Annotated in this window: 20 protein-coding genes and 1 riboswitch; of the genes, 11 read left to right on the plus strand and 9 right to left on the minus strand. The window is 59.6% G+C overall.

The window, feature by feature from the left end:
* Window positions 1-69: 69 nt before the first annotated feature.
* The 4 genes from thiQ to sgrR all read right to left on the minus strand — a co-directional run bounded on the left by thiQ (window position 70) and on the right by sgrR (window position 5205).
* Window positions 70-774, minus strand: coding sequence for a thiamine ABC transporter ATP-binding protein ThiQ (thiQ, locus tag ACJ8IM_RS10590; protein ID WP_025301552.1), 705 nt, complete (start codon window positions 772-774; stop codon window positions 70-72).
* Window positions 761-2368: a thiamine/thiamine pyrophosphate ABC transporter permease ThiP gene (gene thiP / locus ACJ8IM_RS10595; protein ID WP_033652904.1), complete on the minus strand. Its 1608-nt coding sequence runs from the start codon at window positions 2366-2368 to the stop codon at window positions 761-763. The genes thiQ and thiP overlap by 14 nt, the downstream gene beginning before the upstream one ends.
* The gene (thiB, locus tag ACJ8IM_RS10600; protein WP_033652905.1) at window positions 2344-3330 is read right to left on the minus strand and encodes a thiamine ABC transporter substrate binding subunit; all 987 of its coding nucleotides are present in this window, start codon (window positions 3328-3330) and stop codon (window positions 2344-2346) included. The genes thiP and thiB overlap by 25 nt, the downstream gene beginning before the upstream one ends.
* Before the next feature lie 57 nt (window positions 3331-3387).
* A riboswitch (TPP riboswitch) is annotated at window positions 3388-3506 on the minus strand.
* 37 nt (window positions 3507-3543) lie between these two features.
* The gene (sgrR, locus tag ACJ8IM_RS10605) at window positions 3544-5205 is read right to left on the minus strand and encodes an HTH-type transcriptional regulator SgrR (protein WP_033652906.1); all 1662 of its coding nucleotides are present in this window, start codon (window positions 5203-5205) and stop codon (window positions 3544-3546) included.
* 88 nt (window positions 5206-5293) lie between these two features.
* Here sgrR and sgrT point away from each other — a divergent pair, with 88 nt between their 5' ends.
* From sgrT to ACJ8IM_RS10620, 3 genes are all read left to right on the plus strand, one after another.
* Window positions 5294-5470, plus strand: a complete 177-nt coding sequence (gene sgrT / locus ACJ8IM_RS10610) for a glucose uptake inhibitor SgrT (protein ID WP_170310358.1) — start codon at window positions 5294-5296, stop codon at window positions 5468-5470.
* Between the two features lie 154 nt (window positions 5471-5624).
* Window positions 5625-6821: a sugar efflux transporter gene (locus tag ACJ8IM_RS10615; RefSeq protein ID WP_033652907.1), complete on the plus strand. Its 1197-nt coding sequence runs from the start codon at window positions 5625-5627 to the stop codon at window positions 6819-6821.
* 144 nt (window positions 6822-6965) lie between these two features.
* Window positions 6966-8438, plus strand: a complete 1473-nt coding sequence (locus ACJ8IM_RS10620) for a DASS family sodium-coupled anion symporter (protein ID WP_033649188.1) — start codon at window positions 6966-6968, stop codon at window positions 8436-8438.
* Between the two features lie 38 nt (window positions 8439-8476).
* Here ACJ8IM_RS10620 and leuD read toward each other — a convergent pair whose 3' ends face one another.
* The 4 genes from leuD to leuA are packed head-to-tail and all read right to left on the minus strand — an operon-like array spanning window position 8477 to window position 13159.
* On the minus strand, window positions 8477-9079 hold the full coding sequence (gene leuD, locus ACJ8IM_RS10625; protein ID WP_025159634.1) for a 3-isopropylmalate dehydratase small subunit: 603 nt from the start codon (window positions 9077-9079) through the stop codon (window positions 8477-8479).
* Between the two features lie 9 nt (window positions 9080-9088).
* Window positions 9089-10489 carry a 3-isopropylmalate dehydratase large subunit gene (gene leuC, locus ACJ8IM_RS10630; RefSeq protein ID WP_033637093.1) on the minus strand — a complete coding sequence of 467 codons (1401 nt, stop codon included), beginning with the start codon at window positions 10487-10489 and terminating at the stop codon, window positions 9089-9091.
* A 1-nt stretch (window position 10490) separates the two neighbouring features.
* The gene (gene leuB / locus ACJ8IM_RS10635) at window positions 10491-11582 is read right to left on the minus strand and encodes a 3-isopropylmalate dehydrogenase (RefSeq protein WP_033649192.1); all 1092 of its coding nucleotides are present in this window, start codon (window positions 11580-11582) and stop codon (window positions 10491-10493) included.
* Window positions 11583-11584: 2 nt separating this feature from the next.
* Window positions 11585-13159 carry a 2-isopropylmalate synthase gene (gene leuA, locus ACJ8IM_RS10640; protein WP_004932820.1) on the minus strand — a complete coding sequence of 525 codons (1575 nt, stop codon included), beginning with the start codon at window positions 13157-13159 and terminating at the stop codon, window positions 11585-11587.
* An 872-nt stretch (window positions 13160-14031) separates the two neighbouring features.
* Here leuA and leuO point away from each other — a divergent pair.
* The 5 genes from leuO to cra all read left to right on the plus strand — a co-directional run bounded on the left by leuO (window position 14032) and on the right by cra (window position 21006).
* The gene (gene leuO, locus ACJ8IM_RS10645) at window positions 14032-14979 is read left to right on the plus strand and encodes a transcriptional regulator LeuO (RefSeq protein WP_033649194.1); all 948 of its coding nucleotides are present in this window, start codon (window positions 14032-14034) and stop codon (window positions 14977-14979) included.
* 466 nt (window positions 14980-15445) lie between these two features.
* Entirely contained in the window at window positions 15446-17254 is a 1809-nt protein-coding gene (locus tag ACJ8IM_RS10650) for an AMP-dependent synthetase/ligase (RefSeq protein ID WP_033652908.1), read from the plus strand.
* Window positions 17255-17570: 316 nt separating this feature from the next.
* Window positions 17571-19289 carry an acetolactate synthase 3 large subunit gene (gene ilvI, locus ACJ8IM_RS10655; RefSeq protein ID WP_033652909.1) on the plus strand — a complete coding sequence of 573 codons (1719 nt, stop codon included), beginning with the start codon at window positions 17571-17573 and terminating at the stop codon, window positions 19287-19289.
* Between the two features lie 2 nt (window positions 19290-19291).
* Window positions 19292-19783, plus strand: a complete 492-nt coding sequence (gene ilvN, locus ACJ8IM_RS10660) for an acetolactate synthase small subunit (RefSeq protein WP_004932806.1) — start codon at window positions 19292-19294, stop codon at window positions 19781-19783.
* A 218-nt stretch (window positions 19784-20001) separates the two neighbouring features.
* Window positions 20002-21006 (plus strand): catabolite repressor/activator, encoded by a 1005-nt coding sequence (gene cra, locus ACJ8IM_RS10665; RefSeq protein ID WP_004932801.1) that lies wholly within the window; start codon window positions 20002-20004, stop codon window positions 21004-21006.
* Window positions 21007-21043: 37 nt separating this feature from the next.
* Here cra and ACJ8IM_RS10670 read toward each other — a convergent pair whose 3' ends face one another.
* Window positions 21044-21484, minus strand: coding sequence for an L-alanine exporter AlaE (locus ACJ8IM_RS10670; protein ID WP_033637098.1), 441 nt, complete (start codon window positions 21482-21484; stop codon window positions 21044-21046).
* Window positions 21485-22346: 862 nt separating this feature from the next.
* On the opposite strand from ACJ8IM_RS10670, the gene mraZ reads away from it, so the two are divergent.
* From mraZ to ftsL, 3 genes are read left to right on the plus strand one after another with little or no spacing between them, the layout of a single operon-like run.
* Entirely contained in the window at window positions 22347-22805 is a 459-nt protein-coding gene (gene mraZ / locus ACJ8IM_RS10675; RefSeq protein ID WP_025159638.1) for a division/cell wall cluster transcriptional repressor MraZ, read from the plus strand.
* Window positions 22806-22807: 2 nt separating this feature from the next.
* Window positions 22808-23749, plus strand: coding sequence for a 16S rRNA (cytosine(1402)-N(4))-methyltransferase RsmH (gene rsmH, locus ACJ8IM_RS10680; protein WP_033652910.1), 942 nt, complete (start codon window positions 22808-22810; stop codon window positions 23747-23749).
* Window positions 23746-24066 (plus strand): cell division protein FtsL, encoded by a 321-nt coding sequence (ftsL, locus tag ACJ8IM_RS10685; protein WP_012005204.1) that lies wholly within the window; start codon window positions 23746-23748, stop codon window positions 24064-24066. The genes rsmH and ftsL overlap by 4 nt, the downstream gene beginning before the upstream one ends.
* The last annotated feature ends 14 nt before the right edge of the window (window positions 24067-24080 follow it).

Below are 24080 nucleotides of genomic sequence, written 5' to 3' on the forward strand. Positions count from 1 at the left end.
TTTATAAAAACACAGGCGCAAAATTCGCACAACAGGTTTATTGGCGCAGCATAAAAAACGCGCGTCAGATCACGCTTTACCCGAAATGCCCAGCACGCGCGCTTCGGGCGCGCTGCCGTCCAGCAGCGCCTGCGTCGGGCCGTCGTAATAGATGCGGCCATCGACCACCAGCAGCGTGCGCGGCGCGATGCGCGCCGCGTCGTCGAGGTTGTGCGACACCATCAGCAGCGTCAGGTTACGCTGTTCGCACACCGTCTGCAGCAGTTGCAGCATCTCGTTGCGCAGCGCCGGATCGAGCGCCGAGAAGGGCTCGTCGAGCAGCAGGATCGGCCGTTGGCGAATCAAACAGCGCGCCAGCGCGGCGCGCTGACGCTGGCCGCCGGAAAGCTGCGACGGCAGGCGCTCCAGGTGCTCTTCCAGGCCGACCTGACGAGCGATATGCGCCCGCTGTTGGCGCTGCTGCTCAGTCAAGCGCAGACCGGGATCCAACCCCAGCCCGATGTTCTGCGCTACCGTCAGGTGCGCGAACAGGTTGTTCTCCTGAAACAGCATCGACACCGGCCGTTTGGCCGGCGGTGTGGCGGTGTGGTCTTCGCCGTTCAGCAGCAGCCGGCCGCTGGCCGCCGGCAGAAAACCGGCGATCAGGCTCAGCAGGGTGCTTTTACCGGCGCCGCTGGGGCCGAGCACCGCGACGCGCTCGCCCGGCTGGATGCGCAGATCAAAGCGCATCGGCAGGTGTTCATACAGATAGGTCAGTTTTTCAAGCGTCAGCATGGCGCCCCGGTAAGCGTTCGATCAGGGTAAACAACAGGAAGCACAACAGCAGCAACAGCAGCGCGGTCACCGCCCCGTCGTTGCTGCGGTAGGCGCCAATCTGCTGATACAGGTAAAAAGGCAGGGTACGGAAATGCTCGTTGCCAAACAAGGCGACCACGCCGAAATCGCCGATCGACAGCACGCAGGCGAAGGCCAGCGCCTGCGCCAGCGGGCGGCGCAGCGCGCGCAGTTCGATCAGCCGCAGCCGTTGCCAGCCGTGGATATCCAGCGACAGGCACAGTGGGTTGTAGCGTTCGGCGAGGTCGCGCATCGGGTTCTCCAACACCTTCAGCGCATAGGGCACCGCCATCAGCGCATTGGTGAGGATCACCAGCGCATAGGGTGACTGCGGCAGCCCGATCGTATCGCTCAGCAGCAGGAAGAAGCCGGTGGCCAGCACGATACCCGGCATCGCCAGGATCACCATGCCGCTCAGCTCCAGCGCCTGGCCGCCGTGCAGATGCTGCCGCAGCTTCAGCTCTCGGCTGCTCCACAGCAGCATCATCGTGAGCGCCACGCACAGTAGCCCGGCGCCGAGGGCGATGCGCAGCGACGTGAACAGCGCCTGCCACAGCACCGGCTGGCGCAGCACGCTGACGACGGCCTGATTGGCGCCGTCGGCGATCACCGCCAGCAGAGGCGGCAATAACAGCAGCAGCGCGGCGGCGATCAGCAGAAAATCGCCGACGCGCCGCCACAGGCTGTCTTCCGGGTTGCGCCAGCGCTGGGCGTGGGTATGGCCCACCGGCAGCGCCTGGCTCAGCCGCTGGCTGATCAACACCAGCCCCAGACAACAGCTTAACTGGATCAGCGCCAGCATGGCGGCGCGACCCAGATCGTAGTCGTAACTCAGCGCCTGGTAGATCGCCAGTTCGATGGTGGTGGCCTGCGGCCCGCCGCCCAGCGACAGCACGGTGGCGAAGCTGGCGAAGCACAGCATGAAGATCAACGCGCCGCTCGGCAGGATCTGGCGACGCAGCGCCGGCCATTCGACGAAACGGAACTGCTGCCAGCCGTTCATGCCCAACTGGGCGGCCAGCTGGCGCTGCTCCACCGGAATGTTCTCCAGCGCCTGCAGCAACAGGCGGGTGGCCAGCGGCAGGTTAAAGAACAGGTGCGCCAGCAGAATGCCCTGCAGGCCGTAGGGCGAGAAGCCATACTCGACGCCCAGCCAGCCGCACAGCGCTGCCAGCCAGCCCTGACGCCCATAGACGCTGAGCAGGCCGAACACCGCCACCAGCACCGGCAGCACCAGCGTCATGGCGCACAGCCGCAGCAGCAGCTGCCGGCCGGGGAAACGGCGGCGATAGAGTGCGCGCGCCAGCAGAACGGCGGGCAGCACCGAAATCAGCGCCGACAGCAGCGCCTGCCAAAAGGTGAAGCGCACCACGTGCCACAGGTAGCTGTCCTGCCACAGGCCGCGCCAGTCGCTGCCCGGCGCGTGACGCCACAGCGAGCCCATCGCCAGCGCGGCGACCAGCAGGATCACGCCGGCGGCCAGCAGCCCCGGCCAGAGCCAGCGGGGGATCAGCGGCTGACGGCGGTTTGCCATGCCCGGATCCAGCCGCCGCGTTGTTTGGCCACCTCTTCGGCGCTGTATTGCAGCGCGGTCTGCGGCACGTTCATCTGCTCAAAGCCGACGGGCAGTGGGGTGTTGATCACCGGGTACATCCAGTTGCCGGTCGGGATGGTGTTCTGGAACGCCGGCGTCACCATGAACTGCATGAAGCGCTCCGCCAGCTCAGGCTGTTTGGCGGCCTTCAGCTTGCCCGCCACTTCCACCTGCAGGTAGTGCCCTTCGCTGAACGTGGCGGCGGCGTAGAGATCTTTTTTCTCTTCGATCAGGTGATAGGCGGGAGAGGTGGTGTAGCTGAGCACCAGATCGCCTTCGCCTTTCAGGAACAGGCCGTAGGCTTCGCTCCAGCCTTTGGTGACGGTGACGGTCTTCTTCGCCAACTGCTGCCAGGCGGCCGGCGCCTTGTCGCCATACACTTTTTGCATCCACAGCAGCAGGCCGAGGCCCGGCGTGCTGGTACGCGGATCTTCGTAGATCACTTTCCAGTTGCGATCGCTACTGACCAGCTCCTGCAGGCTTTTCGGCGGGTTCTTCAGTTTTTCTTTGTTATAGACGAAGGCGAAGTACCCGTAGTCGTAAGGCACGAAGGTCGCGTCCTGCCAGCCGCCCGGCACCGTCAGTTTGGCGGTGTCGACGCCGCTCGGCGCGAACAGGCCGGTTTGCTGCGCCGCCTGCAACAGGTTGTTGTCCAGCCCCAGCACCACGTCGGCGGCGCTGTTCTTGCCTTCCATGCGCAGGCGGTTCAGCAGCGAGACGCCGTCTTCCAGCGCGACGAACTTCAATTCACAGTCGCACTCGGCTTCGAAGGCTTTTTTCACCGCCGGGCCTGGGCCCCAATCGGCGGCGAAGGAATCGTAGGTGTAAACCGTCAGCGTCGGCTTGGCGAACACCGGCGCGGCGCACAGCAGCAATAAGCAGGGCAGATATTTTTTGACCACGTTGCACTCCTGAAAAATAAGGGGGCAAGGGCATCTGAGGGGGCGAGGCGGCGTCGCCGGTTCGCTGGGCTCAAATCCCTCCGCCGGTATTGACCGGATCAGGTTCGACGGGTGTGCTCTCAGCGGAAAATCGGGCTTATCACGCGGCCCGACTTACCGCACCCCGTTGAGACGGCGCTATTGTAAAGATTAACCGACCCGGGCGAAAGGCGCTTATGCCTCCGGCGGGGCAAACCAGGCGGACTTGAAGTCGAACCAGCCGAGAGTGTTCATCCGCACGCCGCGCATGCTGCGCTGGCCGTGCAGTTGCAGCCAGTGGTGGAACAGCGGATGCAGCTGGTGGTTGCTGACCAGACGCTGGCAGAACTCGGCCAGCGGCAAGCGGTTGGCGCGCCACAGCGCCGCGTCCTGCGCCAGATCTTCGTTCATGCAGTGCTGCATCAGCGGCAGTTCGTACAGCGTGGCGAACAGCGAAAACTCCAGCGGCAGATAGAAGTTGGCGCTGCCGAGCCACAGATCGCTGCGCGCGTCGCCCTGGTGCCAGGTGGCGTAATCCACGCTTTGCACAATCAGGCGGATGCCGTGCTGCGCCAGCAGCGGTTCGATCGCCTGGCGAATGGCGTGAAACTCCGAATGCTCATTGAAGTGGGTCATCGTCAGTTCGGTCAGGCCCGCGGGCTTGGGCTGCTGCGCCAGCGTGCGGTTGTGGTGCCAGCGCGGCAGCAGGCCGTACGCCGGCGACCAATAGCGCTGGTAGAGCGGCCCGGCGTGGCTCAGCAGCGAAATGGGGTTGATCAATTCGCACAGCCAGCTGCGAATGGCGGGATCGGCAGCCAGCGGGGAGCGCTGATCGAACAGCAGGAAATAGCAGCCCTCTTCCAGCCGGCTTTCCAGCTCGCTGTTGCCGGTTTCATCGCCCTGCAGCTGTACGCCGGAGTGCACCAGCTCTTCGGAAAACTCCGGCAGCACCCAGATGTTCACCTCGTCGATCAGCGCCCGGTAGCCGAAATAGTCGTCGAAGGCGTGGATCTTCATCTGGCTGGGATGGTTGCGCACCATGCGGTAGGGGCCGGTGCCGACCGGATGGCGGGCGAAATCAGGCAGTTCGCGCCATTCGCGCGGCAGGATCATGGCCTGCACGCTGCCCAGCAGCCAGGGCAGCCAGTGGTCGGGGCTGCGCAGCTGCACGTCGATCACGAACGGCGTCGGCGAGGTGACGCTCTCGATATGCGAGAACAGCGGTTGCGAGGTCAGACGCGAGAGGGAAGTGATGACGTCCGCCATCTCCAGCTCGCGGCCGTGATGAAAATGGATCGCCGGGCGCAGGTAAAACCGCCAGTGCAGCGGCGTCAGCGCCTGCCAATGGTGGGACAGATCGGACTCGAGTTCCCCGTTTTCCTCATTTATGCGCGTCAGGCCGTTGAAGATCTGGCGCGCCAAATGGGTTTCCGAACGCCGCAGCGCCGAGCCGGGCAGCAGGTTGTACAGCTGCCGGTAGTAGAGCACCCGCAGGATATGTTTCCCCTGGCGGAAGCTGCGGCCCAGCTGCGACAGCAGCATCTGGCGCACCACGTTTTTGTCGCCCACCAGCTGCACCAACTGATCGATGCGGTCCTGTTCCAACAGCTCCTCGGCCCGCTGTTGCTGCAGCGCCAGGCCGGTGTAGTGGAAGGTTAGCCGCGAACGTTTGCCGCGCCCCGACTCCGCCTGCCAGGTGAGCCAGCCCTCTCGCTGCATGGCGCTCAGCAGGGAGCGCACGTGGCGCCGCGAGCAGCTCAGCACCTCCGCCAGATCCTGCAGCGTGGTGTCGGTGGTTTCACCGTGGCAGCGCTGCCACAGACGGATGAACTGCTGCTGCAATCGGGACGTGGACATAAAAGAGGAACGCTCCTGCCTCAACTCGTCAATTTTTCTTTCCCTATATTACGCCGATAATTTTCATCAATGAAAGGGGGAGGGCGTAATGATGAAAGCTTTCTTATCCAGACAGTTCTACCAGCGCTATTTCAGCGCGGTGCGCCGCCAGCGCGCAGACTGGCTGAGCGTGGTGCCCGAGCAGGCGCGGCTGGCGATGCTGGCGCACCTGACGCAATGGGATATCAAAGAGATGACCGATAAGCAGTATCGCGAGCACCTGTAGGGGCTCCGGCAACCAATTTCTGAGTAATGGTGCTGTTTCACCAGCCAGTGGGGCGACCCACTGGTTTTTTTATGCGTGGTCATGGCAATGCGCTTGCATTTTTCTCGCCGTGGCCTAAGGTTCTTTTTTCTGCTTTGAGGTCAGGGAAGACGATATGCAACGCCTGAGCCGGTTGTCACAGCGCATCAATCCCATCTTTGCCGCATTCCTGCTGATTGCTTTTCTTTCTGGCATCGCCGGCGCGTTGCTGACGCCGACGCTCAGCCTGTTTCTGACCACCGAGGTCAAGGTGCGGCCGCTGTGGGTCGGGCTGTTTTACACCGCCAACGCGGTGGCCGGCATCGTCGTCAGTTTTCTGCTGGCCAAACGCTCCGATACCCGCGGCGATCGGCGCAGGCTGATCCTGCTGTGCTGCCTGATGGCGGTCGGCAACTGTCTGCTGTTTGCCTTTAACCGTGACTACCTGACGCTGATCACCGCCGGGGTGCTGATGTCCGCCGTTGCCAACACCGCCATGCCGCAGATTTTCGCGCTGGCGCGGGAATACGCCGACAGCGAGGCGCGTGAAGTGGTGATGTTCAGCTCGGTGATGCGCGCCCAGCTATCGCTGGCGTGGGTGATCGGCCCGCCGCTGTCGTTTGCGCTGGCGCTCAGCTACGGGTTCACCGTGATGTTCCTGATCGCCGCCGCTACCTTCGCGGTCTGCGTGCTGCTGGTAGGATTCATGCTGCCTTCGGTGCCGCGCGCGGCGGATGGCGAAGGGTTGCGGGAAGGCGCTTCCGCGCCGATTGCGCCCGCCAGCGCTTGGCGCAATCGCGATGTGCGGCTGCTGTTCATCGCCTCGATGCTGATGTGGACCTGCAATACCTTGTACATCATCGATATGCCGCTGTATATCACCGCCGATCTCGGCCTGCCGGAGGGGCTGGCCGGGGTGCTGATGGGCACCGCCGCCGGGTTGGAGATCCCGGCGATGCTGTTGGCCGGTTATTACGTCCAACGCTTCGGCAAACGCAACATGATGCTGCTGGCGGTGGCGGCGGGCGTGCTGTTTTATCTCGGGCTGACGGTGCTGGAGAGCAAGCCGGCCCTGATCGCGCTGCAGTTGCTCAACGCGGTGTTTATCGGCATCGTCGCCGGTATCGGCATGCTCTATTTTCAGGATTTGATGCCGGGCCGGCCGGGCGCCGCCACCACGCTGTTCACCAACAGCATCTCTACCGGGGTGATCCTGGCCGGGGTGCTGCAGGGCGCGCTGGTGGAGAATTTCGGTCATGGCTCGGTGTATTGGATGGCGGCGCTGTTGGCGCTGGCGGCGCTCGGGATGAGCGCCAAAGTGCGTGAAGTGTGAGGTCAAACGACGGCATTCTTGATGCAAGTCATTGAGAAGGCTGAACCGGACGCCCAAGCTGAAGACATATGGCGCGCGATCGTTGCGCCCACGCCCATCTCGCTATTGAGATGCCGCCTTGTCGTTTAGAACAGTGGGAACGTTATGGATAAACTCACACCGCTCAAACCGCTTCCTTCCCTGTGCGCCCTTGCCGCCACGCTGATTATCTGGTTCCTCATTCCCGTGCCGGAGGGCGTCGCGCCTAATGCTTGGCAGCTGCTGGCGCTGTTTATCGGCACCATCATCGCCATCATCGGCAAGGCGATGCCGATCGGCGCAGTCTCGGTGATCGCCATCGCCCTGGTGGCGGTGACCGGCGTCACCAATCCCGGCAAGCCGGGCGCCGCGCTGGACGACGCGCTCAGCGGCTTTTCCAACCAGCTGATCTGGCTGATCGGTTTTTCGATCATGATCTCCCTCAGCCTGAATAAAACCGGGCTGGGCGCGCGCATCGGCTATTACTTTATTTCGCTGTTCGGCAAAAAAACGCTGGGCATCGCCTATGCGCTGACGCTGGCGGAAACCACGCTGGCGCCGGTGACGCCGAGCAACACCGCGCGCGGCGGCGGCATCATTCACCCGATCATGAAGTCGATCGCCGACAGCTTCGGCTCCAAACCCGAGCTCAATACCTCCGGCAAAATCGGCCGCTACCTGTCGCTGGTGAACTACAACATCAACCCGGTCACCTCGGCGATGTTTATCACCGCTACCGCCCCTAACCCGCTGATTGTCAGCCTGATCGCCAAAGGCACACACGGCAGCTTCGAGCTATCCTGGTCGATGTGGGCAGTCGCCGCGCTGGTGCCGGGGCTGTGCTCGCTGATCGTGATGCCGTTGGTCATCTATCTGCTGTATCCGCCGGAGGTGAAAAGTACCCCGGACGCGCCGCGCTTCGCGCGCGAAAAACTGCAGGCGCTGGGGCCGGTAACGCTGCCGGAGAAAATCACCCTCGGGGTGTTCGCGCTGTTGCTGGTGCTGTGGGCCGGCATTCCGGCGATGATCTTCGGCCCGGCGCTGGCGGTCAATCCCACCACCGCGGCGCTGATCGGCCTGGCGGTGCTGCTGGCCACCGGGGTGCTGAGCTGGGAGGATGTGCTCAAGCATAAAGGTGCCTGGGACACCGTGGTGTGGTTCTCGGCGCTGGTGATGATGGCCAGCTTCCTCGGCAAGCTGGGGCTGATCGGCTGGCTGTCGCAAACCGTGGGCAACGGCATCGACCATATGGGCATGAGCTGGGTGGGCGGCACGATCTTGCTGACCCTCATCTATTTGTATTCGCACTATTTCTTCGCCAGCACCACCGCGCACGTGACGGCGATGTTCGCCGCCTTCTTCGCCGCCGGCATCGCGCTCGGCGCGCCACCGGCGCTGCTGGGCCTGATCCTGGCGTTCTCTTCCTCGCTGATGATGTCGCTGACGCATTACGGCACCGGCACCGCGCCGATCGTCTTCGGCTCCGGCTACGTGACGCTGGGGGAATGGTGGAAAGCGGGATGGGTGATGAGCGTGGTTAACTTGCTGATCTGGATAGTGATCGGCGGAGCATGGTGGAAGCTGCTGGGCTACTGGTGAGGAAAAAAAATCACCCGCCGGGCGGCGGGTGAAGGGGATTAATTCAAAAACGCCGGCTGCTGCGCTTCGTAGCGGGAGATGTCCGCTTCGTGCTGCAGCGTCAGGCCGATGCTGTCCAGCCCGTTGATCATGCAGTGGCGGCGGAAGCTGTCGATTTCGAACGGATAGCTTTTGCCGCCGGCGTTGACCGTCTGGTTCTCCAGATCCACCACGAACTCCGTTCCCTCGTTGGCGTCCACCAGCTTGAACAGCTCATCCACCTGCTGCTCGCTCAGCGTCACCGGCAACAGCTGGTTGTTGAACGAGTTGCCGTAAAAGATATCGGCGAAGCTCGGCGCGATCACCACTTTGAATCCGTAATCGGTCAGCGCCCAGGGCGCGTGTTCGCGCGAGGAGCCGCAGCCGAAGTTCTCGCGCGCCAACAGGATGCTGGCGCCTTTATAGCGCGGTTTGTTCAGCACGAATTCCGGGTTCGGCTGCTGGCCGGCGTCGTCGAGGAAGCGCCAGTCGTTGAACAGGTGCTGGCCGAAGCCGGTGCGGGTGACCTTCTGTAAAAACTGCTTGGGAATAATGGCGTCGGTGTCGACGTTGGCCGCATCCAAAGGCACCACTAAGCCGGTATGTTGAGTAAATTTAGCCACGTTAGCCCCTTAGTGAATATCACGGATGTCGGCGAAGTGACCGGCAACGGCGGCCGCGGCGGCCATCGCCGGGCTGACCAGGTGGGTGCGCCCACCGCGGCCCTGACGCCCTTCGAAGTTACGGTTGCTGGTGGATGCGCAGCGCTCGCCCGGATTCAGGCGGTCGTTGTTCATCGCCAGACACATCGAGCAGCCCGGCAAACGCCATTCGAAACCGGCTTCGATAAAGATTTTGTCCAACCCTTCGGCTTCCGCCTGGGCCTTCACCGGGCCGGAGCCCGGCACCACGATGGCCTGCACGCCGCTGGCGACCTTGCGCCCCTTGGCGATCGCCGCCGCCGCGCGCAGATCTTCGATGCGCGAGTTGGTGCAGGAGCCGATGAACACTTTGTCGATCGGCACGTCGGTCAATTTGATGCCCGGTTTCAAGTCCATGTAGGCCAAGGCTTTTTCCGCGGAGGCGCGCTCGACCGGATCGCTGAACGATTCCGGCGCCGGGATCGCCTGATTGACGGCGATCACCTGGCCGGGGTTGGTGCCCCAGGTGACCTGCGGCGCGATCTCTTCGGCGCGCAGCGTCACCACGGTATCGAATTGGGCGTCGGCATCGGACTTCAGCGTGCGCCAATAGGCGACCGCCTGCTCCCAGTTTTCGCCGGTTGGCGCGAACTGACGCCCCTTCAGGTAGGCGAAGGTGGTGTCGTCCGGCGCGACCAACCCGGCTTTGGCGCCCATTTCGATCGCCATGTTGCACAGGGTCATGCGTCCTTCCATGCTCAACGCTTCGATCGCCTTGCCGCAGAACTCCACCACGTGGCCGGTGCCGCCGGCGCTGCCGGTTTTGCCGATCACCGCCAGCACGATGTCTTTGGCGGTAATACCCTCGGCGGCGTCGCCGGTGACTTCAATCTTCATGGTCTTGGCGCGGCCCTGCTTCAGGGTCTGGGTCGCCAGCACGTGTTCCACTTCGGAGGTGCCGATGCCGAACGCCAGCGAGCCGAAAGCGCCGTGGGTGGCGGTGTGCGAGTCGCCGCAGACGATGGTCATGCCCGGCAGCGTCATGCCTTGCTCAGGCCCGATCACGTGCACGATGCCCTGGAACGGGTGGTTCAGGTCATACAGCGAAACGCCGAATTCCGCGCAGTTCTTGATCAGCTCCTGCATCTGGATGCGCGCCATCTCGCCGCTGGCGTTGATGTCTTTGGTCTGGGTCGACACGTTGTGATCCATGGTGGCGAAGGTTTTGCCGGGCTGGCGCACCTTGCGGCCCATGGCGCGCAGGCCGTCGAACGCCTGCGGCGAAGTGACTTCGTGCACCAGGTGACGGTCGATATACAGCAACGGCGTTTCGTTCGGCGCTTCGTGCACCACGTGGGCGTCGTACAGCTTCTGGTATAAGGTCTTGGCCATGTTATGCCCCCTGAGCTACAAAGCGAGCGATGATGTCGCCCATTTCATCGGTGCTGACGGCTTTGCCGTCACCGGCCAGATCGGCGGTGCGGTAGCCCTGTTCCAACGCCTGGTTGATGGCGCGCTCCACGGCGTCGGCCGCTTCATCGGCGCCCAGGCTGTAACGCAGCAGCAGGGTGGCGGACAGGATCTGCGCAATCGGGTTGGCAATGCCTTTGCCGGCAATATCCGGCGCGGAACCGCCCGCCGGTTCGTACAGGCCGAAGCCTTGCTCGTTCAGGCTGGCGGACGGCAACATGCCCATCGAGCCGGTGATCATCGCGCACTCGTCGGACAGGATGTCGCCGAACAGGTTGGAGCACAGCAGCACGTCGAACTGGGACGGATCCTTGATCAACTGCATGGTAGCGTTGTCGATATACATGTGCGACAGCGACACGTCCGGGTAATCCTTGGCGACCTGATTGACCACTTCACGCCACAGGATGGAGCTTTGCAGCACGTTGGCCTTGTCGATCGACGTCACCTTGTGGCGGCGCTTGCGGGCGGATTCGAAGGCGATGCGCGCGATGCGTTCAATCTCGAAACGGTGATACACCTCGGTATCGAAAGCGCGCTCCTGCATGCCCTGGCCTTCGCGGCCCTTCGGCTGGCCGAAGTAGATGCCGCCGGTCAGTTCGCGCACGCACAGAATGTCGAAGCCGCGGGCGGCGATGTCGGCGCGCAGCGGGCAGAATGCCTCCAGCCCTTGATACAGGCGCGCCGGGCGCAGGTTGCTGAACAGTTTGAAGTGCTTGCGCAGCGGCAACAGCGCGCCGCGTTCCGGCTGCTCGGCCGGCGGCAGGTGTTCCCATTTCGGGCCGCCTACCGATCCGAACAGGATGGCGTCGGCCTGCTCGCAGCCGGCGACGGTCGCCGGCGGCAGCGGGCTGCCGTGGCGATCGATGGCGATGCCGCCGACGTCGTATTCGGCAGTGGTGATGCGAATGTCAAAGCGTTGACGCACCGCGTCCAACACCTTGCGCGCCTGAGCCATTACTTCCGGGCCGATGCCGTCTCCGGGCAAGACGGCAATGTGATAAGTCTTCGTCATGTTCACACCGTTTCCTGATTATTTTGATGTTTGTTTTGCTGCAGGCGCTGCTTTTCTTTTTCTACCTGCTGTGAGCGCCAAATATTGTTCAACACGTGCACCATCGCCTTGGCGGAAGATTCGACGATGTCGGTCGCCAGACCCACGCCGTGGAAGCGGCGGCCGTTGTAAGAGACCACGATATCCACCTGGCCCAGCGCGTCGCGGCCATGGCCCTTGGCGGTCAACTGGTACTTCACCAGCTCGATCGGGTAGTCGGTGATGCGATTGATTGCCTGATAAACCGCATCGACCGGGCCGTTGCCGGTGGCGGCTTCGGCTTTCTCTTCGCCGCCGCAGATCAGTTTCACCGAGGCGGTGGCCATGATGCTGCTGCCGGACTGCACGCTGAAGTAGCCCAGGCTGAAGTGCTCCGGCTCTTCCTGCTGTTTGTTGATGAAGGCCAGCGCCTCCAGGTCATAGTCGAACACCTGGCCCTTTTTGTCGGCCAGCTTCAGGAAGGCGGCGTACAGGGTATCCAGGTTATAGTCCTGCTCCTGGTAGCCCATCTCTTCCATGCGGTGTTTCACCGCCGCCCGGCCGGAGCGGGAGGTCAGGTTCAACTGCACGTCCTTCAGGCCGATCGACTGCGGGGTCATGATTTCGTAGTTTTCGCGGTTCTTCAGCACGCCGTCCTGGTGAATGCCGGAGGAGTGGGCGAAGGCGTTGGAGCCGACGATCGCCTTGTTGGCCGGGATCGGCATGTTGCACAGCTGGCTGACGATCTGGCTGGTGCGGAAGATTTCCTGATGATTGATGTTGGTGTGCACGTTCATGATGTCCTGGCGCACCTTAATCGCCATGATCACCTCTTCCAGCGAACAGTTGCCGGCGCGCTCACCGATGCCGTTCAGGGTGCCTTCCACCTGACGGGCGCCGGCCTGAACCGCGGCGATGGAGTTGCCGACCGCCATGCCCAAATCGTCGTGGCAGTGCACGGAAATGATGGCTTTGTCGATGTTCGGCACGCGGTCATACAAGGTGGTGATGATGCCGCCGAACTGGTTCGGCGTGGTGTAACCGACGGTGTCCGGAATATTGATGGTGGTGGCGCCGGCGTTGATGGCGGCTTCGACCACGCGGCACAGATTGTCGATCGGCGTGCGGCCGGCGTCTTCACAGGAGAACTCTACGTCGTCAGTGTAGTTGCGGGCGCGTTTGACCGAGCGCACCGCCATCTCCAACACTTCGTCGAACGAGCGTTTCAGTTTCGATTCGATGTGCAGGGTTGAGGTGGCCAGGAATACGTGGATGCGGAACGCTTCGGCGACGCGCAACGCTTCGGCGGCCACGTCGATGTCTTTGTCCACACAGCGGGCCAGGCCGCAGACGCGGCTGTTCTTGATCTGGCGCGCGATGGTTTGCACCGACTCGAAGTCGCCCGGCGAAGAGACCGGGAAGCCGACCTCCATCACGTCGACGCCCATTCTTTCCAGCGCCAGCGCAATCTGAATCTTCTCTTTTACGCTCAGGCTGGCCTGCAACGCCTGTTCGCCATCACGCAGCGTGGTATCGAAAATAATGACTTGTTGGCTCATCGGTGCATTCCTTATCGTGTTGATTTCACGCTAAGCGGGCAAAAAAAAACCCGCGCAGTAGCGCGGGTTTCTTATGGGTGATCGGCTGAGTCAGCTCCGAACTTCGTCCACAGGCATACCGCGCAAACAAGATGCGTTGAGTAGTAGGCCTAGTAGACGATGAGTACGGATCATAAGGGTTCAGCTTCTCTTAAATTGGGTGTCTGCCTAATTTGATACGTGATTGGCCTGGCGATGTCAACACCTGATTGAATGCGGGGACAATGCACCAGCCCATTGGCCAAACAGAGGATCATTCGGCAAAAAAGCGACGCCTTAGAGAAAAAATGGGGCCAGTTTGCGCGCTGCTTAGCATAAACGAATCGAATATATACTGCGCTAATTGCTTCTGGATTTCGTTGCGTTAAGATTTGCGATGAAAAAATAAGAGGGATTAATCACGGGGGGCAATAAAATAACATTTTTTATACAAATGATTTAAATTGAATTCATATGATTAATTGATTATTTTAGTCATAATATAACAAAATAATGTAATTTTACACAAAGTGAGCGGTGTTTTTAGATGGTTTGATTGCTTATGATGTGTTTTTATAGTTTGTCTCATACAGTGCAACTATGTTGTTTAGTTGTATTAATCATTGTTGATACCTAATTATTAGTACTACCTAGGTGGCATTCTTCCCGCTGACGGGAGAAACTACTGACATGTATTCCATATACGACTTATATCGTGTCGATAACACGAGGTTTTTTATCGGTTGATGACGGTAATGGCAGGATTTGTCGTGCAAAGATATGACAATGCGGCGTTTCATTGTTTGTCGAGCATAAGGATTAGATTATCTACACAGGATTTAGTGGAGTGAAATATGGCTGAATATGATTCAGAAATCACTATGGTCAAAGAGCCGGCGGACATTCATTTGCGCAGCGTCGATCTTAATTTGCTGACGGTGTTTGACGCCGTGATGCAAATGCAAAATATTACGCGAGCCGCTAATTCGCTAGGGATGTCGCAGCCGGCGGTGAGCAACGCGGTAGCGCGCCTGAAGGTGATGTTCAACGACGAACTGTTCGTGCGCTGCGGGCGCGGGATCCAGCCCACCATGCGGGCCAGGCAGCTGTTTGGCCCGGTGCGGCAAGCGTTGCAGCTGGTGCAGAATGAATTGCCGGGCGCCGAGTTCGAGCCGCTGACCAGCACGCGAGCGTTTTCCTTGTCGCTGTGCAGTCCGCTCGACTTGCGCCTGGGCGCCGGGATAATCAATCACGTCAAACAGATCGCGCCGCAGCTTAATCTGCAAATAAAGTCATACATCAACAATAATATCGAACATCAATTGCGTTATCAGGACGTCGAGTTTGTCATCGGCTACAGCCGTTTCGAATCGGCAGAGTTTCGCAGTTTGGCGATGTTCGACGACGAATTAGTGCTGGCGGCCGCGCAGGCGCACCCGAGAATGGGCGAGGAGGCGACGCCGGAGCAAATGCTGGCCGAACAGCACGCGGCGGTATCCCTGGAAAGTTTTGGATCGTTCAGTAAGCCTTTTTATTTAGAGGAACCGATGCTGCGCGCCGTGACGCAGCAGTGCACGGATCTCTACAGCGTGTTGAATATGGTGTCGCAAACGGAGATGGTGGCGATTGCACCAGCCTGGCTGGTGAGACAACAGACGGAGGCGTTGAAAATAAAGGCGGTTCCTTTGTGCGCCAATCACAATAAAGCAACCTGCTATCTTTCCTGGCATGAATCCTCCGAGCGGGATAAAGGGCACCAGTGGATGAAATCCGTCCTGATTGAGGCAGGTAACCCAAAGTAAATCGATAAAAAATGGGAGCCATATAAAGATAATATTCAACTGAGCGTTTTTTTCTCATGATAAAAACTAAGAACTATCTGTGTTTTTATTAAGATGTTTCTTGGTTTTACGGCGATAAAATAACTTATTTTCATAGTGGGTTTGTTCGTTCAGCAAAAATAATTAATATAAATTAATATTCTGATTTTTACTTTCCGGCTAGTATTTTAAACTAACTCGATGCAGCGGCCCGGATGGGCCGCGTTTTATTGCCGCCGGCAAACCTTTTCCTTCCCGTTCTGTCCAACTGATGAAAGCACGAAAGCCGGCCTGAGTTTTGGCTCACACTTCTACGCTGAAATCGCTTTTCCCCCTGCCTGAGAGTAGGTAGACTGCGCGGAAAAAAGTAAACACGTGTAAGCTGAGATGAGGGCCGCAAGGCGTCGTTCAGGCTTAACTGTATGATTCATTTCAGGCTTAGAGCACTATGATCACTAATCTGCTGCAATACCATCTGATCCATCGTATACAGCATCAAATCACCCACCGAGCCGATCGCACAGCTTTTCGCCAATGGTCGCCCAACGGCGAGTTGCAACTGACCTGGGGAGCGGCCGCCGCCCGCATTGATCGCATCGCCGCCGGGCTGCTGGGGCTGGGCGTCGAAGTGCAAGAACGCATCGGTATTTTCGCCAATAACACGATGGCCTGGTCGTTGACCGATCTCGCGATCCTGCACCTGCGTGGCGTCAGCGTACCGCTCTATTCCACCAATACGCCGGCGCAGGCGGCGTTTGTCACCAACGACGCCGACATCCGCATACTGTTCGTCGGTGAGCAGGCGCAGCTTGACGCCGCCATCGCGCTGCGCGGCGTCTGCCCACAGCTGCGGCACATTATCGTCTTCGACGAGGGGGCCGATCTGCGCGGCTGCGAGATCGCACAGCATCTGAGCGCCTTCGAGCGCGCTGCCGATCCGGCGGCTTTTGCCGCTCAACGTCGGCAGCGTATTGAAGAGTGCGACCTGCAGGATCTCTTCACCCTGATTTATACCTCGGGTACTACCGGCGAGCCGAAAGGGGTGATGCTGGACTACCGCAACCTGGCGGCGCAGCTCTACCTGCATGATGAAAGGCTGACGGTCGGCGAAGAGGATGTGTCGCTCAGCTTCCTGCCGCTGTCGCACGTGTTCGAGCGGGCCTGGAGCTTCTTTGTGATGCATTCCGGCGCGCAGAACGTCTTCCTGCCGAATACCGATTGGGTGCGGGAAGCGATGGGGCAGGTCCGCCCGACGCTGATGTGTGCGGTGCCGCGTTTCTACGAGAAGATTTTCAGTGCGGTGCATGAAAAAGTGGCGCGCGCCCCTTGGCTGCGCCGTGCGTTGTTCCACTGGGCGATCGTCTGTGGCGAGCGCAAGTTCCTGCAGGAGCGGGCCGGCAAACCGTTGGGCAAAGTGTTCGACTTCACCCACCGCTGGGCCGACAAGCTGGTGTTGAGCAAGCTGCGCGGTATCCTCGGCGGCCGGGTGCGCTTTTTGCCGGCGGCGGGCGCCAAGCTGGACGACAATGTGATCCTGTTTTTCCAGGCGATGGGCGTCAACATCAAGTACGGTTACGGCATGACCGAAACCTGCGCCACCGTCTCCTGCTGGGAAGAGGGGCATTTCCGCTTCGGCTCTATCGGCAAACCGCTGCCGGAGGTCGAGGTGCGCATTGGCGAGGAAAATGAAATCCAGGTGCGCGGGCCGATCGTGATGCGCGGCTATTTCAACAAACCGTTGGAAACCGCCGCGACCTTTACCGAGGACGGCTGGCTGAAAACCGGCGACGCCGGGGCGATCGATGAAGAGGGCAACCTGTTCATCACCGAACGGCTGAAGGATTTGATGAAAACCTCCGGCGGCAAATACATCGCGCCGCAGATGCTGGAAGGCACGCTGGCGCAGGATCGCTTTATCGAGCAGGTGGCGATCATCGCCGATGCGCGCAAGTTCGTTTCCGCGCTGATCGTGCCGTGCTTTGAGTCGCTGGAAGAGTATGCGAAGTCAGTCAACCTGAAGTATCAGGATCGCCTGGAACTGCTGCGCAACGGCGAAATCCTCGAGATGTTCGAAAAGCGTCTGCGCGAGATGCAAAAGGAGCTGGCGCGCTTCGAACAGGTGAAGAAGTTCACCCTGCTGCCGGCGGCCTTTTCTATGGAGCTGGGAGAGCTCACGCCAACGCTGAAGCTGCGCCGCAAAGTGATCCTGCAGCGCTATCAGCGCGAAATCGATTCAATGTACCAGGAACAGGCCTGACGCCGCCGCCGGGCCATGTTCCCGGCGAAAAAAGCGGCATATCCTTCACCTGATTTAGTTCTGTAATTTTCCCTCTGTTCGAAACAATGCCTAGCCTGACAACCCTGCGGCTAGCGCATTGTTTTTATAAAGCCGTGATATCCAGCCGCTTGGCAATAACCATGCCTCCGCTAAGCCATTTTGGCGTTTGCCTGCCCCAAATTCTGACGTTATGTTAATTCGATAGCGACAACCCATAAAAACTTTGGGGCATTGCCCCGCAGCAGGCGCTACGTTCCGGCGCCAGAGAAGAATAAGCAAGCCTGGAGGCAAACCCATGGAGATGTTGTCAGGAGCCGAGATGGTCGTCCGATCGTTGATCGATCAGGGCGTTAAGCATGTATTCGGCTACCCCGGCGGGGCGGTGCTCGATATCTACGACGCCCTGCATACGGTTGGAGGGATCGATCATATTCTGGTGCGCCACGAGCAGGGGGCGGTGCACATGGCCGACGGCTACGCGCGCGCCACCGGTGAAGTGGGCGTGGTGCTGGTGACCTCCGGCCCCGGCGCCACCAACGCCATTACCGGTATCGCCACCGCCTATATGGACTCGATCCCGATGGTGGTGCTGTCGGGGCAGGTGCCCAGCTCGCTGATCGGCTACGACGCCTTCCAGGAGTGCGATATGGTGGGGATTTCGCGCCCGGTGGTGAAGCACAGCTTCCTGGTAAAACGCACCGAAGACATCCCGGCGGTGTTGAAGAAGGCGTTCTTCCTGGCTTCCAGCGGCCGGCCCGGCCCGGTGGTGATCGATCTGCCGAAAGATATCGTCGGCCCGGCGGTGCGGATGCCTTATGCCTACCCGCAGGACGTGAGCATGCGTTCTTACAACCCGACGGTGCAGGGGCACCGCGGGCAGATAAAACGCGCGCTGCAAACCATTCTGGCGGCCAAAAAGCCGGTGATGTACGTCGGCGGCGGCGCGATTAACGCCGGTTGCGAAGCCGAACTGTTGGCGTTGGCGGAACAGCTGAACCTGCCGGTGACCAGCAGCCTGATGGGGTTGGGCGCTTTCCCTGGCACCCACCGGCAGAGCGTCGGCATGCTCGGCATGCACGGCACCTATGAAGCCAACAAAACCATGCATCACGCCGACGTGATCTTCGCCGTCGGCGTGCGTTTCGACGATCGCACCACCAACAATCTGGCCAAATACTGCCCGGACGCCACCGTGCTGCATATCGATATCGATCCGACCTCGATCTCCAAAACGGTGGACGCCGATATTCCGATCGTCGGCGATGCCAAACAGGTGTTGGTGCAGATGCTGGAGCTGTTGGCACAGGACGAGAAAGCGCAGGATCACGACGCGCTGCGCGACTGGTGGCAGTCTATCGAGCAGTGGCGTGCCCGCGACTGCCTGGGTTACGACAAGCACAGCGGCACCATCAAACCGCAGGCGGTGATCGAAACCTTGCACCGCCTGACCAAAGGCGATGCCTATGTCACCTCGGACGTGGGCCAGCACCAAATGTTCGCCGCGCTCTATTATCCGTTCGATAAACCGCGCCGCTGGATCAACTCCGGCGGCCTCGGCACCATGGGCTTCGGCCTGCCGGCGGCACTGGGCGTCAAGCTGGCGCTGCCGGAGGAAACCGTGGTGTGCGTGACCGGCGACGGCAGCATTCAAATGAACATTCAGGAGCTGTCCACCGCGCTGCAATATAACCTGCCGGTGGTGGTGGTGAACCTCAACAACCGCTATCTGGGCATGGTAAAGCAGTGGCAGGACATGATTTATTCCGGCCGTCACTCGCAGTCCTACATGGATTCGCTGCCGGACTTCGTCAAGCTGGCCGAGGCTTACGGCCATGTCGGCATCGCCATCCGCACGCCGGATGAGCTGGAAAGCAAGCTGGCGCAGGCGCTGGCGGAAAAAGAGCGGCTGGTGTTCGTCGACGTGACCGTCGATGAAACCGAACATGTTTACCCGATGCAGATCCGCGGCGGAAGCATGGACGAAATGTGGCTTAGCAAAACGGAGAGGACCTGATCATGCGCCGTATTTTATCTGTCTTGCTGGAAAACGAATCCGGCGCCTTGTCGCGCGTGGTCGGGCTGTTCTCCCAGCGCGGTTATAACATCGAGAGCCTGACGGTGGCGCCGACCGACGATCCGACGCTGTCGCGCATGACTATCCAGACCGTCGGCGACGAGAAAGTGCTGGAGCAGATTGAGAAACAGCTGCACAAGCTGGTGGACGTGCTGCGCGTCAGCGAGCTGGTGCAGGGCGCCCACGTTGAGCGCGAGATCATGCTGGTGAAGCTGCAGGCCAGCGGCTACGGCCGTGAAGAGGTGAAGCGCTGCGCCGACATTTTCCGTGGCCAGATCGTGGATGTGACGGCGACGCTGTACACGGTACAGCTGGCCGGCACCAGCGACAAGCTCGACGCTTTCCTGAGCGCGGTGCGTGAAGTGGCGGAGATCGTGGAAGTGGCCCGTTCCGGGGTGGTCGGCGTGTCGCGTGGCGACAAAATCATGCGCTGAGTGCGGTCTGGCGGTGAATAATCAGGGGCGCGGCGTGGCTGCGCCCTTTGTTTTTCGGTATTTTTTGCCCGATTGCTGGCACCTTTCGGCAAAAGCGGTTGCTAGGCAGTGTTTTCTGCTGTTAGATCGCAGAGGCTGGATTGAATAACCGCACGGGATGTCATGGTTAATCCGAGCACAGCCTTCACTTCTATTTTCAGCGTCATTAAGGGGTTAATGTGAAACTGGATGAAATCGCGCGTCTCGCGGGCGTTTCGCGCACGACGGCCAGTTACGTCATCAACGGCAAGGCGAAGCAGTATCGTGTCAGCGATAAAACCGTCGAGAAAGTGATGGCCGTGGTCAGGGAGCATAACTATCACCCGAATGCCGTCGCGGCGGGGCTACGCGCCGGGCGTACCCGTTCTATCGGTCTGGTGATCCCGGATCTGGAAAATACCAGCTATACCCGCATCGCCAACTACCTGGAACGCCAGGCGCGCCAGCGTGGTTACCAATTGCTGATCGCCTGTTCCGAAGATCAGCCGGACAACGAAATGCGCTGTATCGAGCACCTGCTGCAGCGCCAGGTGGACGCCATCATCGTCTCCACCGCCTTGCCGCCGGAGCATCCTTTCTATCAACGCTGGGCCAACGATCCGCTGCCGATCATCGCGCTGGACCGCGCGCTGGATCGCGAGCATTTCATCAGCGTCGTCGGGGCCGATCAGGAAGACGCCTTTGCACTGGCGCAGGAGCTGCGCACCTTCCCGGCTGAATCGGTGCTGTATCTGGGCGCCTTGCCGGAGCTTTCGGTGAGCTTCCTGCGCGAGCAGGGCTTCCGTCAGGCCTGGCAAGAGGATCCCCGCCATGTCGATTACCTGTACGCCAACAGCTATGAACGTGAAGCCGCCGGCGCGCTGTTCGCCGAATGGCTGAAAACGCACCCGATGCCGCAGGCGCTGTTTACCACTTCGTTCTCGCTGTTGCAGGGCGTGATGGACGTGACGCTGAAGCAACGTGGCCGTTTGCCGACCGATCTGGCAATTGCCACCTTCGGCGACCATGAACTGTTGGATTTCCTCGAGTGCCCGGTGCTCGCGGTGGCGCAGCGCCATCGCGACGTGGCCGAACGCGTGCTCGAGCTGGTGTTGGCCAGCCTGGACGAACCGCGTAAACCCAAGCCGGGTTTGACGCGTATTCGCCGCAATCTGTTCCGCCGCGGCAGCCTGAGCCGCAAATAGTTCGCTCTACGGGAGCTCGCTTTGGCGGGCTCCTGGTTTAGACATAGCCCGCCACCCGGAACAGCCGCCTGCAATATTCCAGGAAATAGCCATACACCACGCCCATCGCCATGGAGACCAGCGCATTACTGGTCACCGCCGCCAGCATTTGTGGGCCGTCGGCACCTACGCTCCACAGAATGGCGGCATAAACCGGCGACTGGAAACTGACGTAGGCCAGCAGATCGGCGAGGTTGCGCAGCACGAACTGGCCGCGCGGGCAGCGGCGCGCCGTGCGGATAAACAGATCGCGATAGCGGCCGTAGGGCCAGGCGATCAGGATGTTGACCGGAATCGACAGCAGGCGCGAAGAGAGGGATTGCTGAAAGCTCATGCCGGAGATCAACACTTCTATCGCCATGCCGGCGATAAAGCAGTACACCACCAGTGCGAACGTATCGGCAGCGGCGCTACGCCAGTGAGCGGCGGGCGAAAGCATGTGTCATCCCCTTTGGTTAAAATGCTGTTAAATTATTAGTAATTGGATGTTAAGTCTGAGTTTTTGCGTTTTTTATAGTGTACTAATCTGCATTATGTTTTTTAACTAGGTTTATATTTTTATTTTTAACATTTGTTCGGTTTTTGTCCCGTGGAACCGGGGAAGAGGTGAGGGCGGAGGGATTAAAATCGGAATTTTAAAATAAATTCATTAAAAACATGTGGTTGCGATTTTTTGCTTCAAGTGAAGATTTTTTCCGGCAGAAATTGTGGAAATAAAGGTGTAAGAAAATGAAACCATAATTGTAAACAGGTATTTTGGGAATAATCTTACCAAATTGATTTAAATCGAAATTACTTCTGCTCGTAATATCCGAGCCATTTATTTTTTTCGCGGCCTCATCACGGCCGTGCAAATTGAAGTAAAATAGCGCCCGGTTTTACGGTGAATAACGATTGAGCGTTATTAACTCAAGGAGTTATGGCCTTATTCCGCGATCGATTCGCCAGGCGCCGAGCCTTGGCGGGCGCGGCTCGCCAGCGGTTACAGCCCTGAGATTGCCGAGCTGAAAAATGAGACATGGCTTGCAGAAGGAAGTAATGAGTTAATTAATCGCCAGTTCGTCAGGTTTTTAATCAGATTCTTTCCGCTTAGAAAATTCTCTCCGTTTATCATGGTGTTAATTTTTAATCGTCGAATAATCAGAGTTTCTTTCGCGAGTCAGCTCCCAAAATGACCAGAGAAATATTGCCAAAGCGCTGGCGCTCTGGCTTGACAAGGTTTTCATACCCTCCGTAAACTCCATTGTGTGGGAATTTGTGGGGTAAAGTGGTGAAAACGGTCACTAAGGGGTAGCTCAGGAATGTTCCGTGGAGCGACGATGGTCAACCTCGACAGCAAAGGGCGGCTCGCCGTACCTACCCGATATCGGGAATTGCTCAACGAGGAATCGCAAGGCCAAATGGTCTGTACCATTGACCTCCATCAGCCCTGCCTGCTGCTTTATCCTTTGCCCGAATGGGAAATTATTGAACAAAAATTATCACGTCTGTCGAGCATGAATCCCGCCGAGCGCCGCGTTCAGCGCCTGTTGCTGGGGCATGCCAGTGAGTGTCAGATGGATAGTGCCGGTCGTTTGCTGCTCGCCAATACGCTGCGGCAACACGCCGGACTCACGAAAGAAGTGATGCTGGTCGGTCAGTTCAACAAGTTTGAACTGTGGGATGAACAGACCTGGTATCAACAAGTCAAGGATGATATTGACGCTGAACAGTCGACTCAGGAACCGTTGTCTGAGCGGCTACAGGACTTGTCGCTATAAGCATGTTGGAAAACTATAAACACACCACCGTCCTGCTGGACGAAGCCGTCAACGGCCTCAACATCCGCAGCAACGGCATATATATCGACGGTACTTTTGGTCGCGGTGGCCATTCTCGTCTGATTCTGTCCCAGCTGGGGCCGGAAGGGCGCTTGCTGGCGATTGACCGTGACCCTCAGGCGATTGCAGCCGCCAAATCTATTGAAGATCCTCGTTTTACCATCGTACACGGCCCATTCTCCGAGTTGTCGCACTACGTGCGGGAACGTGAATTGGTGGGCAAGATCGACGGCGTTCTGCTCGATCTGGGCGTTTCTTCGCCGCAGCTTGACGACGCAGAGCGCGGGTTTTCCTTTATGCGCGATGGCCCGCTGGACATGCGCATGGATCCCTCCACCGGCCTGTCCGCCGCAGAGTGGCTGATGAAGGCCGAAGCGGACGACATCGCCTGGGTGCTGAAAACCTTTGGCGAAGAGCGTTTCGCCAAGCGCATCGCGCGCGCCATCGTGGAAAGAAACCGCGTGGAGCCGATGACGCGCACCAAAGCGTTGGCGGATCTGATTGCCGATGCCAGTCCGTTCCGTGAAAAGCACAAGCATCCGGCGACGCGCAGCTTCCAGGCGATCCGTGTCTATATCAACAGCGAGCTGGAAGAGATCGAGCGTGCGCTCGACGGCGCGCTGGAAGTGCTGGCCCCACGGGGCCGTTTGTCGATCATCAGCTTCCACTCGCTGGAAGACCGCATCGTCAAACGCTTTATGCGTCACCACAGCCGCGGTGCTCAGGTGCCGGCGGGCATTCCGTTGACCGAAGAGCAACTGCGCAGCATGGGCGGGCGAACGCTGAAAGCGCTGGGCAAAATGATGCCGTCGGAAGCGGAAGTGGCGGACAACCCGCGTGCGCGCAGCTCGGTGCTGCGTATTGCTGAGAGGATGCCCGCGTGATTGGCAACGAACGTCACGGCCTGGTCGGGGTGATTGGCGGCGATCTGCTGCGCAATGCCAAGATCCCCCTGATTTTACTGATTGCGTCACTGGTTTCCGCGGTTTTCGTGGTGACCACCGCGCACCGCACCCGCCTGCTGACCGCCGAGCGCGAACAGCTGGTGCTGGAGCGCGATGCGCTGGATATCGAGTGGCGCAACCTGATTTTAGAAGAGAACGCCCTCGGCGATCACAGCCGGGTTGAACGTATCGCGACAGAAAAACTGCAGATGCAACACGTTGATCCATCGCAGGAAAATATCATCGTTAAACAATGAATGGTTTAACCGGA

This window comes from Serratia sp. CY33525, from assembly GCF_052169115.1.
GTDB classification, from domain to species: Bacteria; Pseudomonadota; Gammaproteobacteria; order Enterobacterales; family Enterobacteriaceae; genus Serratia; species Serratia sarumanii.

What these genes read in the sequence shown, in the direction of transcription:
- sgrT (WP_170310358.1), top strand. Translation starts at nt 5,294, where the DNA reads ATGATGAAAGCTTTCTTATCCAGACAGTTCTACCAGCGCTATTTCAGC.
- leuC (WP_033637093.1), bottom strand. Translation starts at nt 10,489, where the DNA reads ATGGCCAAGACCTTATACCAGAAGCTGTACGACGCCCACGTGGTGCAC.
- mraZ (WP_025159638.1), top strand. Translation starts at nt 22,347, where the DNA reads ATGTTCCGTGGAGCGACGATGGTCAACCTCGACAGCAAAGGGCGGCTC.
- ilvI (WP_033652909.1), top strand. Translation starts at nt 17,571, where the DNA reads ATGGAGATGTTGTCAGGAGCCGAGATGGTCGTCCGATCGTTGATCGAT.
- ACJ8IM_RS10650 (WP_033652908.1), top strand. Translation starts at nt 15,446, where the DNA reads ATGATCACTAATCTGCTGCAATACCATCTGATCCATCGTATACAGCAT.
- ACJ8IM_RS10620 (WP_033649188.1), top strand. Translation starts at nt 6,966, where the DNA reads ATGGATAAACTCACACCGCTCAAACCGCTTCCTTCCCTGTGCGCCCTT.
- sgrR (WP_033652906.1), bottom strand. Translation starts at nt 5,205, where the DNA reads ATGTCCACGTCCCGATTGCAGCAGCAGTTCATCCGTCTGTGGCAGCGC.
- leuO (WP_033649194.1), top strand. Translation starts at nt 14,032, where the DNA reads ATGGCTGAATATGATTCAGAAATCACTATGGTCAAAGAGCCGGCGGAC.
- ACJ8IM_RS10670 (WP_033637098.1), bottom strand. Translation starts at nt 21,484, where the DNA reads ATGCTTTCGCCCGCCGCTCACTGGCGTAGCGCCGCTGCCGATACGTTC.
- thiP (WP_033652904.1), bottom strand. Translation starts at nt 2,368, where the DNA reads ATGGCAAACCGCCGTCAGCCGCTGATCCCCCGCTGGCTCTGGCCGGGG.
- thiQ (WP_025301552.1), bottom strand. Translation starts at nt 774, where the DNA reads ATGCTGACGCTTGAAAAACTGACCTATCTGTATGAACACCTGCCGATG.
- rsmH (WP_033652910.1), top strand. Translation starts at nt 22,808, where the DNA reads ATGTTGGAAAACTATAAACACACCACCGTCCTGCTGGACGAAGCCGTC.
- leuA (WP_004932820.1), bottom strand. Translation starts at nt 13,159, where the DNA reads ATGAGCCAACAAGTCATTATTTTCGATACCACGCTGCGTGATGGCGAA.
- leuB (WP_033649192.1), bottom strand. Translation starts at nt 11,582, where the DNA reads ATGACGAAGACTTATCACATTGCCGTCTTGCCCGGAGACGGCATCGGC.
- ACJ8IM_RS10615 (WP_033652907.1), top strand. Translation starts at nt 5,625, where the DNA reads ATGCAACGCCTGAGCCGGTTGTCACAGCGCATCAATCCCATCTTTGCC.
- ilvN (WP_004932806.1), top strand. Translation starts at nt 19,292, where the DNA reads ATGCGCCGTATTTTATCTGTCTTGCTGGAAAACGAATCCGGCGCCTTG.